Here is a 13,665-nt window from a genome sequence, read left to right on the forward strand (position 1 = left end):
TCGGAGCTCTGTGGGCAAAGCGGCGGTGCGTGGTGCGCGGGGGCACGGTCCGGTGGTGCGGCTCGGGCCCGTCCGGCGGATCAGGGCCGGACAGGCCCGGGACCGCGCGGCCTCGATCAGCTCTTGGCGGGGCGCAGGCGCAGTCCCTGCATGCCTCCGTCGACGGCCAGTGCCGTGCCGGTGACCGAGGCGGCGGCGGGACTGGCGAGATAGACGATCGCGGCGGCCACCTCGTCGGCGGAGACCAGCCGTCCCAGCGGCTGGCGGGCGTCCAGCGCCGCACGCTCGGCGGCCGGGTCGTCGGCCTGGCCCACCAGCCGGCCGATCCACGGGGTGTCCGCCGTGCCCGGGTTGACGCAGTTGACCCGGACGCCCTCGCGGACGTGGTCGGCGGCCATCGCGAGGGTCAGCGAGAGGACCGCGCCCTTGCTCGCGCTGTACAGGGCGCGCTGCGGCAGCCCGGCGGTCGCGGCGATCGAGCAGGTCTGGGTGATCGAGACCGCGCCGGGGCGTTCGGCGGCCGCACGCCGCAGATGGGGCAGGGCGTGCCGGGCGGTGCGGACCATGCCGAGGACGTTGATGTCCAGGACCCGGGTCCACTCCTCGTCGGCGTTGTCCTCGACCGTGCCGATGGAACCGATGCCCGCGTTGGACACGAGCGTGTGCAGGCCGCCCAGTTCGGCGGCGGCCCGGTCGACCGCCTCGCGCACGGCGTCGTCGTCGGTGACGTCCGCCTCGACGGCCAGCACGCCCTCGGGGGCGCCCGAGGTCTCCCGGTCGAGTACGGCCACCCGCGCGCCACGCGCCAGGAGCATGGTCGCGACAGCGGCGCCGATGCCGGAGGCACCACCCGTCACCAGGGCGTTCATTCCCTCGAAGTCGCTTGTGCCGGTCATCGGGCAGCCTCCTCGGTGGTGCGGCGGGCCTGCCATACGGGGCCCTCCGGATAGCGGTGTGCGGCGATCGACTCGGGGAGCATCCGGGCGGAGAAGCCCGGGGAGCTCGGGGCGGCGTAACGGCCGGACTCGATCACAGTGGGGTCGGCGAAGTGTTCGTGGAGATGGTCCACGTACTCGATCACACGGTTCTCCCAACTTCCCGAGACCGCCACATAGTCGAACATCGAAAGGTGCTGGACCAGCTCGCACAGCCCGACACCGCCCGCGTGCGGGCAGACCGGCACGCCGTACTTGGCGGCGAGCAGCAGGATCGCGAGGTTCTCGTTGACGCCGGCGACCCGTGCCGCGTCGATCTGGACGAAGTCGACGGCCCCGGCCTGCAGCAGCTGCTTGAACACGACGCGGTTGGCGACGTGTTCGCCGGTGGCGACCTTCACCGGCTGCCCGGCGCGGACGGCGGCGTGGCCGAGGACGTCGTCGGGGCTGGTCGGCTCCTCGATCCAGTGCGGCTCGTAGGGCGCGAGCGCGGTCATCCACTCCACCGCGTCGGCGACGTCCCAGCGCTGGTTGGCGTCGACCGCGATCCGGACGTCGGGCCCGACGGCCTCGCGGGCCAGGGCGAGTCTGCGGACGTCGTCGCCGAGATCGCCGCCGACCTTCAGCTTGATCTGGGTGAAGCCGTCGGCGACGGCCTCCTTCGCCAGCCTGACCAGCTTCTCGTCGGTGTATCCCAGCCAGCCGGGCGAGGTGGTGTACGCCGGGTAGCCCTCGGCGCGCAGCCGCTCGGCGCGCTCGGCCCGGCCCGGTTCGGCGGCGCGCAGGATCGCGAGGGCCTCATCGGGGGTGAGCGCGTCGGTGAGGTAGCGGAAGTCGACGAGGGAGACGAGCTCCTCGGGCGTCATCTCGGCCAGGAACTGCCAGACGGGCCGGCCCGCCTGCTTCGCCGCGAGGTCCCAGGCCGCGTTGACGACCGCGCCGGCCGCCATGTGCATCACGCCCTTCTCGGGGCCGAGCCAGCGCAGTTGGGAGTCATGGGTGAGCTCGCGGTGCAGGGCCGCGAGGTCGGCCGCGGTGCGCGGTGCCGGACGCCCGACCACGTACGGCCGCAGCGCCTCGATGGCGGCGGCCATCACCTCGTTGCCGCGCCCGATGGTGAAGCAGAAGCCATGTCCCTCGAAGACCGTGCCGTCGTGAAGGGGTTCGGTACGCAGCACGACGTAGGCGGCCGAATAGTCGGGATCGGGGTTCATGGCGTCCGAGCCGTCCAGTTGTTCCGAGGTCGGAAAACGGATGTCGTGGACCTCGAAATCCGTGACGGTCTGACTCATGTGCGCCCCCAGGGGAATAACATCGGACCTCTGTTCTGGTCATCCGATGTATAGCGTCATGAAGGCCCCAACGTCCAGGGCCGGTACGAAATTGACCGAACACAGCTCGGATGTATCCAGGGACCATGCCCTGATTCGACCGGTGATGCACTCTCGTGGAGCAGGTTCACCCGGCTGTGCGCAGGGGCTGCGGCGGGAGTGGCCGGAAGCCGTAAGGTTGGTTCGTACGCAAGGGAACTTCGGAAGGAGGCCTGGGTGATCGAGCTCGAGGGGGTTCCCGAGCTGATCGACCCGGTCATGGTGGCCGCGTTCGAGGGGTGGAACGACGCGGGTGACGCCGCCTCCACGGCGGTCGCGCACCTGGACCGGGAGTGGAAGGGCGAGGTCTTCGCGGCGCTGGACGCCGAGGACTACTACGACTTCCAGGTCAACCGGCCGACGGTCTGGCTGGACGGCGGGGTCCGCAAGATCACCTGGCCGACCACCCGCCTCTCCGTGGTCCGTATCGGCGGGGAGAAGCCCCGCGACCTCGTCCTGGTCCGAGGTATCGAGCCGTCCATGCGCTGGCGCTCGTTCTGCAACGAGCTCCTGGGCTTCGCCCATGAACTGGGCGTGGAGATGGTGGTGATCCTGGGCGCGCTGCTGGGCGACACCCCGCACACCCGCCCGGTGCCGGTCAGCGGGGTGACCTCCGACCCGGATCTGGCGCGGACCATGGACCTGGAGGAGACCAGGTACGAGGGTCCGACGGGGATCGTCGGCGTCCTCCAGGAGGCATGCACGCACGCGGGCGTGCCCGCGGTGAGTCTGTGGGCGGCGGTGCCGCACTACGTGTCGCAGCCGCCCAACCCGAAGGCGACGCTCGCGCTGCTGAACCGCCTGGAGGACCTCATCGGTCTGCGTATCCCGCTGGGCGAACTGCCGGAGGACGCCCGCGCCTGGCAGCTCGGTGTCGACCAACTGGCCGCCGAGGACAGCGAAGTGGCGGAATACGTGCAGACGCTGGAAGAGGCCCGGGACACCGCGGAGCTTCCCGAGGCGAGCGGCGAGGCCATCGCCCGGGAGTTCGAGCGCTATCTGCGCCGCAGGGATGTCGGTCCGGGACAGTCGCCCGGCGGGCACGCGACGGAGAGCGGGGACGCCTCCTATCTGCGCGACACCTCCAGCGGCCGCACCCGCCCGCCGAAGCCGGTCCGGCCGGATGCCGACGGCGACGCCGGTCCCGGATCGCCGCCCACGGGCGGCCCCGGCCGACGGCAGGTGGCCGACAAGGAGGACGACGACGGCGACGGCGACGACGGGAACCCTGAGGATCCGGAGGACTCCTCGAAGGACTGACGGGACCGGTGGAGCGCCGGGCGGACACACGCCCGGCGCTCCTGTGCTGTGCGGGTCGTTCGGCCACACCGGTCGTTCAGGAGCAGATGAACCGCGCCGCGGCCCAGTCCCCGTGGTCACCTGTCTTGGACCCGTTGGTGTCCGTGACCTTCAGGTGTACATGGCGCGCACCGTCGAGCTTCACCTCGACCGGTACGGTCGCCGATGCCCCGGTCACCTTCGGTGAGGTCCACAGGACCTTGCCGTCCGCCTCGACGGAGAACGCCACTTCGCCGTAGCCGTTGATCTCGTCGTCGATCCCGACGTCCGCGGTGAAGGCGGTGCATCGGCCGCCGAGGTAGACCTCGATGTCGGAGTCAGCATGGGTGCCGATGCCCTTCTCGTACGTCTTGCCCGCGAGGGTCAGCCGGTGTCCGTCGGCCGCGCCGGACTCGCCGTTGCTGCGGTCCCGCTCGGCGGGGCCGTAGCCGTTGACGGACTTCAGCCACACCAGATCGCTCGCCCAGGCCTCACCGGTGGGCGGCGGTGGCATCACTCCGGCCGCGAACCGCTGGACGGTGGTCCGGGATTCGCCGGCCGCCCGGTAGCGGGCGAGGGCGGTGAGCCGCGCCTCCCCCGCCGTGGCGTCCTTCGCCGGGGTGATGGACACCTCGACCCGCCGGGTGGTGCCCGCCGGGATCCGGTCCACGGTCGCGGGCCGCGCGACCTGCCAGCCCTCCGGAACGTCCAGGGTGACGGCGGCGTCCGTGACATCTGCGTCGCCCGCGGTGACATCGACGGCGACGGTGCCCTCGGTCCCGGCGCCGATCTCCTGCCCGGCCGGCGCGGAGACGCGGGCCGTGGTCGCGGCGTTCCGCCCGCCGACCGAGCTCGTCCTCAGCAGCTTCACGGAGAACTTCTTGTCGGTGGAGAGCGGCAGGGTCTTGATCTTCACGACGCCGCCGCGGTCGTCCTGGTCGTACCACCAGCCCTGCTTCGCCGCCTTGTACGCGGCCGCCGAAGTCAGCCGGGGCAGCTTGCCGTCGAGCTGGACCGCGCTCGGCGCGGAGCCGGTGTGCACGCTGAACTCGTACGGGCGGGTGCGCTGCTTGCCGGTGAACTTCCCCTGGCTCGCGCCGATCCGCACGGTGACGTCGCCCGCGCCCCGGAGCGGCGCCTTCACCTCGGCGGTCTGCGTGGCGTACTTGCCGTCGCGGTGCTGCCGGGTGACGCCGTCGTCCTCGTACAGCGTGAAGGACGACGTGCCCTGCGGGTAGATGTCCCAGGCGAGCGGCGAGTCGGCGGTGCGGTCCCGGTACGAACGGATCCCCGGCCACATCGGCACACTGGCACCGCCCTTGACGAACAGCGGCAGGGTGTCGAGCGGAGCACTGTAGTGGTCGAGGGTGGTCGGCCCCTCGTAGGTGCGACCGCTCCAGTAGTCGGTCCAGGTGCCCTTCGGCAGATAGATGCCGCCGCGCTCGGTGCTGTCCTGGTAGACGGGCGCGACGAGGAAGTCCTCGCCGGACATGAACTCGTACTTCGCCGCGTCCGTCGCCGCCTTCGGGTCGTCCGGGTATTCGAGGACCAGGGGCCGGACCATGCCGACGCCGGTCTTCGTCGCCTCGTGCGCGTAGGAGTACTGGTAGGGAAGCAGCGACTCCTTGAGCTTGAGGTAGTCGCGGTTGATGGAGGTGTACGGCTCGCCGTACCGGAAGGGCTGCTTGTCGCTGGCCGCCCAGCCGTCCATGGTCATCGTGGTACCGAGGAACATCTTCCACTGGAGGTCACGGGTGTACGTCTTGGCGCTGCCGCCGAAGATGCCGTCGACGTCGCCGGTGGTGTAGGCGAGACCGGACATCGTGGCGCCCGCGTAGGTCGGGATCTGCCAGCGGATGTAGTCCCAGGTGCCGTACTGGTCGCCGGACCACTGGACGCCGCAGCGCTGGGCGCCCGACCAGCTCTCCGGGGCGTAGGTGAAGCCGCGGGCGTCGCTGTTGTCCTCGATGCCCTGGTACGCGTCCTTGCAGCCGTCGAGCGCGAACTTGTAGCCCTCGCCGATCCAGGCGACATCGAGCTTCGCGACCCGCTGGCCCGCCTTGACCTGGTCGGCGATCTTCGCAATGCCGTCCTGCGTCCACAGCCCGAGCTGCATGCCGCGGTCCTGGAGACCCTTGGCGGTCTCGCCGAGGTTCTCGTGTCCGCAGCCGTAGCCGTCGTTGACGAGCATCCAGCCGTTCGGCATGTCGTGCTCGACGTAGCCGTCGGCGACCTTCAGGGAGTCCAGGGTGTGGCGCTCACCGCGGTTGGCATTGTGCAGGTAGCAGTCGGCGTCGCCGATCTCCATGCCGTACACGGGCGGCAGGAAGGGCTTGCCGGTGAGCTTCGTATACTGGCCGATGACGTCCTTGGCGCTGTCGCCCGCGAAGTAGTAGGCGTCGAAACGCTTCTCCTTCGCCGTGGTGGTCACCGGGTCGGTGAAGGCGTACGTGTTCGGCGCGTAGGTGTTGCGGAAGACGCCGTACCCCGCCGAGGAGAGGTAGAACGGCACCGAGTTGGGATGGCCGCCGTCGTCCCAGTTGTAGTCGACGCCGACCTCGACGGTCTTGTCGCGGTGCGAGGTGTTGCCGCGTCCGTTCTGCATCCCGGCGCCGTAGAACTGCTCGTCGGCGCCGCGGTCCAGGGTCTGGGTGGTCTGCTTCCCGTCCCAGCTCAACCCCTTGGCCTCGGACCAGACCCGGGTGCCGTCCGCGCGGTACAGCGCGAAGCGCAGGGGTGACTTGTAGGCGCGCAGGGTGACGCTGCCGGTGGAGAGTTCGTAGCGGTCGTCCCGCTCCTTCCACCGGGTGTGCGGCGGGGCGCCCTGCGGCAGGACGATGTCGTCGCCGGCCGGGTCGGAGAACGTGCCGTCCGGGGCGAGTTCGATTCGGAAGGTCTCGGCGGAGACGAAGCTGACCCGGGCCTCGGCGGCGCCGGCCCTCAAGCGGTAGACGGGACCGTCGGCGGAGAATCCGGTGAGGTCGCCGACCGTGGTGCTGTCCGGTTCGGCGGCGCCGGCCTGGGCGGCACCGGGCCCCGCGAAGACGGCGAGCAGCCCCAGCAAGGCTGCAACTGCCGCCGTTCTGATGCTCGTTGATGATTGCATAGAGCGCTTTTAGCGCAACATCGAGCACTTGACCATGGACAAAACGGAACCGGCCCTGAACTTCGTCGAGAAGTCCAAGGCCGGCTCATCGGATGACGATCAGCGGAATGTCACCGCGCGCGGCACTACAGTGCGACACCCAGCAACGCGTCGACGGTGCGCGAGACGAGGCCCGGTGCGCCCTCGTCCGTACCGCCCTCGGCGTTCTGGCGCTCGGCCCAGCGGTCCACGGCGGCCAGGGCGGCCGGTGCGTCCAGGTCGTCGGCGAGGACCTCACGGACCTCCTCGACGAGGGCCTCGGCGGGCAGTCCGTCGGGCCGGGAGACGGCGGAGCGCCACCGTCCGAGCCGCTCGACGGCATCGGCGAGCACCTGGTCGGTCCACTCCCAGTCGGACCGGTAGTGGTGCGACAGCAGGGCGAGGCGGATCGCCGCCGGATCCACGCCCGCGCGGCGCAGCTTCGAGACGAAGACCAGGTTGCCCCTGGACTTGGACATCTTCTCGCCGTCCAGGGCGACCATTCCGGCGTGCACGTACGCCTGGGCGAACGGGTATTCGCCGGTCAGCACCTGGGCGTGCGAGGCACCCATCTCATGGTGCGGGAAGGCCAGGTCGGACCCGCCTCCCTGGACGTCGAAGCCCATGCCGAGGTGGTCCAGGGCGATGGCGACGCACTCGATGTGCCAGCCGGGCCGGCCGGGGCCGAGCGAAGCCCCGTCCCAGCTCGGCTCGCCCTCACGGGCGGTCATCCAGAGCATCGGGTCGAGCGGGTTCTTCTTGCCGGGGCGCTCCGGATCGCCACCGCGCTCGGCGGAGAGCAGCCGCATCGCCTCGGCGTCGAGGTGGGAGACCCCGCCGAAGTGCGGGTCGGTCTCGACGGAGAAGTACACGTCCCCGTCGAGCTCGTAGGCGGCGCCGGCGTCCCGGAGCCGTTCGACGAGCGGGACGATGCCCGGTATCGCCTCCACGGCACCGATGTAGTGCTTCGGCGGGAGCATGCGCAGGGCGGTCATGTCCTCGCGGAACAGGGCCGTCTCGCGCTCGGCGAGCTCGGTCCAGTCCTTGCCGTCGCGCACGGCCCGCTCCAGCAGGGGGTCGTCCACGTCCGTCACGTTCTGGACGTAGTGAACCTGCCGCTTGGTGTCGAGCCACACGCGCTGAACGAGGTCGAACGCGTTGTAGGTCGCCGCGTGACCCATGTGGGTCGCGTCGTACGGCGTGATGCCGCAGACGTAGATGCGGGCGACGGGACCGGGGTCAAGGGTGATCCGTCCGCCGGTCGCGGTGTCGTGGATCCGAAGGTCGCGGCCCTTGCCAGGCAGGGCGGGGACCTCAGAAGCGGGCCAGGCATGCATGCCACGAGCGTAACCGGATGCATGTTCCGGATACGAACCGGATACCCGATCCTGGCCGAAGAGGCGGTCTTGCGCTTCGTGGGTCCATCTGTCTCGGGTACGGCGGCTCCGCCTCGTACGCCCGCTCCCCCGGCCCCGGACCGGCCCGCTGTCCTCACACCGGCGGCCAGGGGATCGACGGCCATTCGCCGCTCGGCTCCGGATGTCTTCCCGACGCCTTCAGCGCCTCCACGCGCCCCCGCAGCGCCTCGATCTCGACGACGGTGATCAGCTCGCCCAGCCGGGTGACGAGCGAGGTCCCGGGCGCCAGCTCCGCGCCCAGCCGGTCCACGACGGCGACGGCCTCGGCCGTCAACGGCTCCCCCGCCCACCCCCACAGCAGCGTGCGCAGCTTGTCGTCGGTGTTGAAGGTCACGCCGTGGTCGATGCCGTAGAGCCGGCCACCGGGCGCTGGCAGCAGATGGCCGCCCTTGCGGTCGCCGTTGTTGATGACGGCGTCGAGGACCGCCAGCCGCCGCAGCCGCGGATCGTCCGCGTGCACCAGCAGGGCCGTCCTCCCCTCCCCGGTCTGGGCGAGGGCGACGGCCTTCCAGCCCTCCCCCGGCTCCTCGTCCTCGACGAGCGCGAGGAGCGGCGGCTCCCCGGCCTCGTCCGGCCCGTCGTCCCGCGGGGCCGCTTCGATCCACAGCTGGCACATGCCCTCGCCGTACGGCCCGTCCCGCAGCACGGTGGGCGGTATGAGCCCCCAGCCGGTCGCCTCGGAGATCTCGTACGCGGCCACCTCGCGCTGGGCGAGCGTGCCGTCCGGGAAGTCCCACAGGGGCTGTTCGCCCGCCACGGGCTTGTAGACGCAGGTCACTTCCTCGCCCTCGTGGGCGACCGTGCAGTAGAGCACCGCGTTGGACGCCCTGCGGATCTGGCCGCGCACGGTGAGCCGCCCCTCGGCGAGCACCGTGAGCACGGTAACCGGCTCGGTGTCGGTCAGGCTCCGCGACGGTACCCGTTCTGGCGCGGGCATACGTGTCCTTCCGGGTCGAGCGGCAGGCTGCACAGCGGGCACGGCGGGCGCCCGGCGTTCACGACGTCCAGGGCGCGCTTGGCGAAGGCACGGGCCTGCGCACCGCTGAGGCGGACCCGGAGCATCGGCGGACCGTTCTCCTCGTCCTGCAGCAGCCGCTCCTCGGCCTCCGCGAGATCCTCGTCGGAGTCCACGTCCAGCTCGACCAGCGCCTGCGCCTCGACGATCATGCGCTGTTCCTCGCCGTCCCAGGCGAGCGCCATCGTGCCGACCCTGAACTCCTCCTCGACAGGCACGTCGAGAGGGGCGGTGTCGGTGACGTCCATGGGTGCCACGGCGGGCACCGGAGAGTTTCCGCCGGTCCGCCGCACCACCTCGTCGAGCAGTTCGTCGATGCGCTCGGCGAGCGCGGCGACCTGAGTCTTCTCCAGGGCCACGCTGGTGACACGTCCGCCTGAGGATGCCTGCAGGAAGAACGTACGACGTCCAGGCAACCCGACCGTACCGGCCACGAAGCGGTCCGGGGGGTCGTAGAGGAACACCTGACGGGACACGTCCTGTCTCCCTTGAAAATTGACGGCAGATGAAGGGCGGCCGGGGTCCGGGGGATTCACCCCGGGGAAGGCGCCTACGGCGCGTCCACCCTACTGCGCGAAGCGATCACGGCGCCCCAGCGCCGCCCCCGACCGCCGCGTCCGCATCGCTCTCCGCCGCCGGACGCCGTCCCGGCTCCGCCCCGGCGGTGCTCTCACGCGGCGCCAGCGGGGCGAGATCCCCCGTGTCGCCGAGCCGCAGCAGGAAGGGGCGCAGCCTGGTGTAGCGGATCGCGGTGACCGAACAGGGGTCGGCGTGGATCCGCTGGAAGAGGTCGAGGTGCATGCCGAGCGCGTCGGCGACGAGGGCCTTGATGATGTCGCCGTGCGAGCACATCACATAGACGGCGTCGTCACCGTACTCGGACTCGATCCGCGCGTTCCAGTCCCGTACGGCGTCCACGGCACGCGCCTGCATGGCGCGCATGGACTCGCCGCCGGGGAACGCCGCGGCCGACGGGTGCTGCTGCACGACGCTCATCAGCGGTTCGTCGGTCAGCTCCGCCAGCTTGCGTCCCGACCATTCGCCGTAGTCGCACTCGCTGATCCGCTCCTCGGTGTGCAGCACCAGCTCCGGCCGGGCGTCGAGGAGCGGCCGCAGGGTCTCCCGGCAGCGCTGCAGGGGACTGCTGACGGCGGCGGCGAGGGGCAGCTCGGCCAGCCGCCCGGGGAGCGCCGCGGCCTGTGCGGCTCCGCGCTCGTCGAGCGCGACACCCGGTGTGCGGCCCGCGAGCACCCCGGCCGTGTTGGCGGTGGAGCGTCCATGACGTACGAGGATCAGGGTGGGCATACGGGCCAGCGTAGGCCGCTGTCGCCGGTGGGGTGCGCCGGGGACCGCGGCAGGGAAGAATGCGCGCCGTGATTGTGGACTGTGCGATCTACCGGGACGGGCGTCGTACCGAAGGCCCCGCCGACCTCTCCGACGCCCTCGCGGAGGCGCGGGCGACCGGTGACGCGTTCTTGTGGATCGGGCTGTACGAGCCGACGGAGACGGAGGTCGCACGCGTCAGCAGCGAGTTCGGGCTCCATCCGCTGGCCGTGGAGGACGCCCTGAGCGCGCACCAACGGCCCAAGCTGGAGGTGTACGACGACTCGCTCTTCGCGGTCATCAAGCCAGTGGTGTACGAGCACCTGAGCGACACGGTCACCACCGACGAACTGGTGGCCTTCATCGGCGATTCGTTCGTCGTGACGGTCCGCCACGGGGAGGGCGCGCCGCTCGCCGCGGTGCGCCGCCGTCTGGAGGCGGAGCCGGAGGTGCTCAAGCACGGGCCGACCGCGGTGCTGTACGCGATCAGTGACGCCGTCGTCGACCACTACATCGACGTGGCCGGCGAGCTCCAGGACGACTTGGAGGAGTTGGAGACCGAGGTGTTCGCGCCCACCGGCACCGTGGACACCAAGAACACCGCGTCCCGCATCTACACGTTCAAGCGGCAGATCATGGAGTTCCGCCGGGCCGCCGGGCCGCTGAGTGCCCCGATGGCCCGGCTGGCGAGCGCCGAGGTGCCGTTCGTCCACGAGCACTCGCAGCCGTTCTTCCGCGACGTGAGCGACCATCTGACGCGCGCCAACGAGTACGTGGACGGGCTGGACCGGCTGCTCTCGGACATCCTCTCGGCGCACCTGGCCCAGGTGGGCGTGCGGCAGAACGACGACATGCGCAAGATCTCGGCGTGGGCGGCGATGGCCGCCGTACCGACGATGGTGGCGGGCATCTACGGCATGAACTTCGACCACATGCCGGAGCTCCGCTGGGTGTGGGCCTATCCGGCGGTGATCCTGCTGATGGTCGCCGTGGTCTTCGGCCTGTACCGCCAGTTCAAGCGCCGCGGCTGGCTCTGACGGAGGCCGGGCGCGACGCCCGGACCACGCGCCGCCGTGCGACTCGGCCCGGGGCGGCCCGGAACGACGGGTCAGGCGAACTCGTGGGCCTGTGCCGCGGGACCGCCCAGCGCGTCGCGCCGCTCGGGCGGCTCCAGACTCACCATGCGCCGCCACCCCACGAGCCGTTCGTACGCGTAGGCCCCGTGGATCCCCGCGGCCAGCACCGCCGCCCTGGCCCGTGACCAGTGCAGGATGCGGCCCATGTGATCCATCACGGCGAGGCTGACGTCGCGGTACACCCGGATCTCCGCGAGCGCGCACTCGCGGAGGATGCGCTGGATCGTACGACCGTGCCCGAAGCGGGCGAAGCGGAGCAACTCCTCGTGGCAGTACGCCAGGTGGTTGTCCTCGTCGTTCGAGATCATCTTCACCGCCCGGCCGACGTCGGGGTGGTCGGCGAAGTACTTGCGCAACAGCGTCATCTGCTCGGAGGCGCGCTGTTCGGTGACCCGGCTGTGCGCGAGGTAGGTGATGATGTCGCGCTCGGAGAGCGGCTCCCGACGCCCCAGTTGCTCATGGGCGAGGCCGATGCCGTGCCTCTCCAGCAGCATCGTGTAGTCGGTCTCGTGCGGAACCTCGACGGGCTGCAGTCCGCGCCTCCTCAGCAGCGCGTGGAAGATCCGGCCGTGCTTGTCCTCGTCGGCACCGTGGCGCGCGATCTTGGGCGCCAGGGCCCGTTGGCTCTCGGGCACGAGCTCCGCGATCCGGCCGTTCTCCCAGCCGCCCTGGGACTCCCCGCTGGCCGCGATGGAACAGAACAGCCGGAACGACTCGTCTTCGTCGAGAATCTCCTGGAACAGGTTTCTTGCCGAGAGCATCGCTGCCACCTCCGTACCGGCGTCACGCCCATCGCCAGTCAAATGCGGCGCGCCCACCCAGGCAACAGGAACGCCCCCCGGCTACGCCGGACGGGGCCGCTCCGGCCCGCCGCGTACGTCGACGCCTCCGGCCCGCACACCATTCGGCGTAACCTCGGGCGCCCGAACGCGTTGTTCCGCGTAACGGCCGTGGCGGGGAGGACCCCCGAGCCCCCACCACGGCCGTGGCGCCGCCCGGATCCCCAGGGCCGGCGCTACGCGAGACCGGAACGCTCCAGCGCATCCGTACCGGCCCGCAGAGCCGCGATCCGCTCGTCGAGCGTGAAGCCGGCCGGGGCCAGGGTCAGCGTCGTGACACCCGCCGCGGCGTACGCCTGCATGCGCTCGGCGATCCGCTCGACCGGACCGAGCAGCGTGGTCTGGTCGATCAGCCGGTGCGGCACGGCGGCGGCGGCTCCGCTCTTGTCGCCGGACAGGTACTTGTCCTGGATCTCGGCGGCTTCCTTCTCGTACCCCATGCGCTGCGCGAGCTGGTTGTAGAAGTTCTGCTTACGGCTGCCCATGCCGCCCACGTACAGCGCGGTGTACGGACGGAACATGTCGGCGAGGCCGTTGACGTCGTCACCGACGGCGAGCGGCAGGGTCGGGCAGACGTCGAAGCCCTCCAGGGTCCGGCCGGCCTTCTCCCGGCCCGCCCGCAGGTACTTCACGGCGGTGTCCTCCAGGTGCTCCGCGGAGGGGAAGATCAGCAGCGCGCCGTCGGCGATCTCGCCGGTCTGCTCCAGGTTCTTGGGGCCGATCGCGGCGATGTAGAGCGGGATGTGTTCGCGCTGCGGGTGGACGGTGAGCTTGATGGGCTTGCCCGGACCGTCCGGCAGCGGGAGCGTCCAGTGCTGTCCCTCGTACGACAGCCGCTCGCGGGACATCGCCTTGCGGACGATCTCGACGTACTCCCGGGTGCGGGCCAGCGGCTTGTCGAACTTGACGCCGTACCAGCCCTCGGAGACCTGCGGTCCCGACACGCCGAGGCCGAGCCGGAACCGACCGCCGGAGAGCGAGTCGAGAGTGGCGGCGGTCATCGCCGTCATGGCGGGCTGACGGGCCGGGATCTGCATGATCGCGGAGCCGACGTCGATGGATTCGGTCTGGGCGGCGACCCAGGAGAGCACGGTCGGCACGTCGGATCCGTACGCCTCGGCCGCCCAGCAGACGTCGTATCCGAGCCGGTCCGCCTCCTGGGCGACGGCGAGGTTGTCGCCGTCCATCCCCGCGCCCCAGTAACCGAGATTGATGCCGAGCCGCATA

The 13,665-nt window shown here is 70.9% G+C and carries 11 protein-coding genes; 2 read left to right on the top strand and 9 right to left on the bottom strand.

Going from position 1 to position 13,665, the window contains the following annotated elements; all coding sequences use genetic code 11:
* Positions 1-116: 116 nt before the first annotated feature.
* Together ABZ826_RS17825 and ABZ826_RS17830 are read right to left on the bottom strand one after the other, a co-directional pair.
* Entirely contained in the window at positions 117-896 is a 780-nt protein-coding gene (locus ABZ826_RS17825; RefSeq protein ID WP_361448449.1) for an SDR family oxidoreductase, read from the bottom strand.
* Positions 893-2,227 carry an L-fuconate dehydratase gene (locus tag ABZ826_RS17830; protein WP_361448452.1) on the bottom strand — a complete coding sequence of 445 codons (1,335 nt, stop codon included), beginning with the start codon at positions 2,225-2,227 and terminating at the stop codon, positions 893-895. The genes ABZ826_RS17825 and ABZ826_RS17830 overlap by 4 nt, the downstream gene beginning before the upstream one ends.
* Positions 2,228-2,482: 255 nt before the next feature.
* Between ABZ826_RS17830 and ABZ826_RS17835 the strand changes: the two genes are divergently transcribed.
* Positions 2,483-3,565, top strand: coding sequence for a PAC2 family protein (locus ABZ826_RS17835; RefSeq protein WP_361448455.1), 1,083 nt, complete (start codon positions 2,483-2,485; stop codon positions 3,563-3,565).
* A gap of 76 nt (positions 3,566-3,641) precedes the next feature.
* Here ABZ826_RS17835 and ABZ826_RS17840 read toward each other — a convergent pair whose 3' ends face one another.
* The 5 genes from ABZ826_RS17840 to ABZ826_RS17860 all read right to left on the bottom strand — a co-directional run bounded on the left by ABZ826_RS17840 (position 3,642) and on the right by ABZ826_RS17860 (position 10,445).
* Complete coding sequence (locus tag ABZ826_RS17840; protein WP_361448458.1) at positions 3,642-6,689, bottom strand: NPCBM/NEW2 domain-containing protein; 3,048 nt, start codon at positions 6,687-6,689, stop codon at positions 3,642-3,644.
* Between the two features lie 125 nt (positions 6,690-6,814).
* Positions 6,815-8,044 (bottom strand): cysteine--1-D-myo-inosityl 2-amino-2-deoxy-alpha-D-glucopyranoside ligase, encoded by a 1,230-nt coding sequence (gene mshC, locus ABZ826_RS17845; RefSeq protein ID WP_361448461.1) that lies wholly within the window; start codon positions 8,042-8,044, stop codon positions 6,815-6,817.
* Between the two features lie 154 nt (positions 8,045-8,198).
* The gene (locus tag ABZ826_RS17850; RefSeq protein WP_361448464.1) at positions 8,199-9,062 is read right to left on the bottom strand and encodes an SCO1664 family protein; all 864 of its coding nucleotides are present in this window, start codon (positions 9,060-9,062) and stop codon (positions 8,199-8,201) included.
* Positions 9,026-9,616, bottom strand: a complete 591-nt coding sequence (locus ABZ826_RS17855; protein WP_072484378.1) for a DUF3090 domain-containing protein — start codon at positions 9,614-9,616, stop codon at positions 9,026-9,028. The genes ABZ826_RS17850 and ABZ826_RS17855 overlap by 37 nt, the downstream gene beginning before the upstream one ends.
* A gap of 106 nt (positions 9,617-9,722) precedes the next feature.
* Positions 9,723-10,445, bottom strand: coding sequence for a histidine phosphatase family protein (locus tag ABZ826_RS17860; RefSeq protein WP_361448468.1), 723 nt, complete (start codon positions 10,443-10,445; stop codon positions 9,723-9,725).
* Positions 10,446-10,504: 59 nt separating this feature from the next.
* On the opposite strand from ABZ826_RS17860, the gene corA reads away from it, so the two are divergent.
* On the top strand, positions 10,505-11,500 hold the full coding sequence (gene corA, locus ABZ826_RS17865; protein WP_361448471.1) for a magnesium/cobalt transporter CorA: 996 nt from the start codon (positions 10,505-10,507) through the stop codon (positions 11,498-11,500).
* A gap of 71 nt (positions 11,501-11,571) precedes the next feature.
* On the opposite strand, the gene ABZ826_RS17870 is transcribed toward corA, so the two are convergent.
* A complete protein-coding gene (locus ABZ826_RS17870) occupies positions 11,572-12,360 on the bottom strand; it encodes a ferritin-like domain-containing protein (protein WP_361448474.1) in 789 nt (262 codons plus the stop codon).
* A gap of 254 nt (positions 12,361-12,614) precedes the next feature.
* Positions 12,615-13,664 (bottom strand): LLM class F420-dependent oxidoreductase, encoded by a 1,050-nt coding sequence (locus ABZ826_RS17875; protein WP_361448477.1) that lies wholly within the window; start codon positions 13,662-13,664, stop codon positions 12,615-12,617.
* Position 13,665: the final 1 nt, after the last annotated feature.

Origin of the sequence: Streptomyces sp. NPDC047515 (assembly GCF_040643055.1) — a bacterium.
Lineage (GTDB): Bacteria > Actinomycetota > Actinomycetes > Streptomycetales > Streptomycetaceae > Streptomyces.

What these genes read in the sequence shown, in the direction of transcription:
- ABZ826_RS17860 (WP_361448468.1), bottom strand. Translation starts at nt 10,445, where the DNA reads ATGCCCACCCTGATCCTCGTACGTCATGGACGCTCCACCGCCAACACG.
- ABZ826_RS17840 (WP_361448458.1), bottom strand. Translation starts at nt 6,689, where the DNA reads ATGCAATCATCAACGAGCATCAGAACGGCGGCAGTTGCAGCCTTGCTG.
- ABZ826_RS17830 (WP_361448452.1), bottom strand. Translation starts at nt 2,227, where the DNA reads ATGAGTCAGACCGTCACGGATTTCGAGGTCCACGACATCCGTTTTCCG.
- ABZ826_RS17825 (WP_361448449.1), bottom strand. Translation starts at nt 896, where the DNA reads ATGACCGGCACAAGCGACTTCGAGGGAATGAACGCCCTGGTGACGGGT.
- corA (WP_361448471.1), top strand. Translation starts at nt 10,505, where the DNA reads ATGCGCGCCGTGATTGTGGACTGTGCGATCTACCGGGACGGGCGTCGT.
- ABZ826_RS17875 (WP_361448477.1), bottom strand. Translation starts at nt 13,664, where the DNA reads ATGCGGCTCGGCATCAATCTCGGTTACTGGGGCGCGGGGATGGACGGC.
- mshC (WP_361448461.1), bottom strand. Translation starts at nt 8,044, where the DNA reads ATGCATGCCTGGCCCGCTTCTGAGGTCCCCGCCCTGCCTGGCAAGGGC.
- ABZ826_RS17850 (WP_361448464.1), bottom strand. Translation starts at nt 9,062, where the DNA reads ATGCCCGCGCCAGAACGGGTACCGTCGCGGAGCCTGACCGACACCGAG.
- ABZ826_RS17870 (WP_361448474.1), bottom strand. Translation starts at nt 12,360, where the DNA reads ATGCTCTCGGCAAGAAACCTGTTCCAGGAGATTCTCGACGAAGACGAG.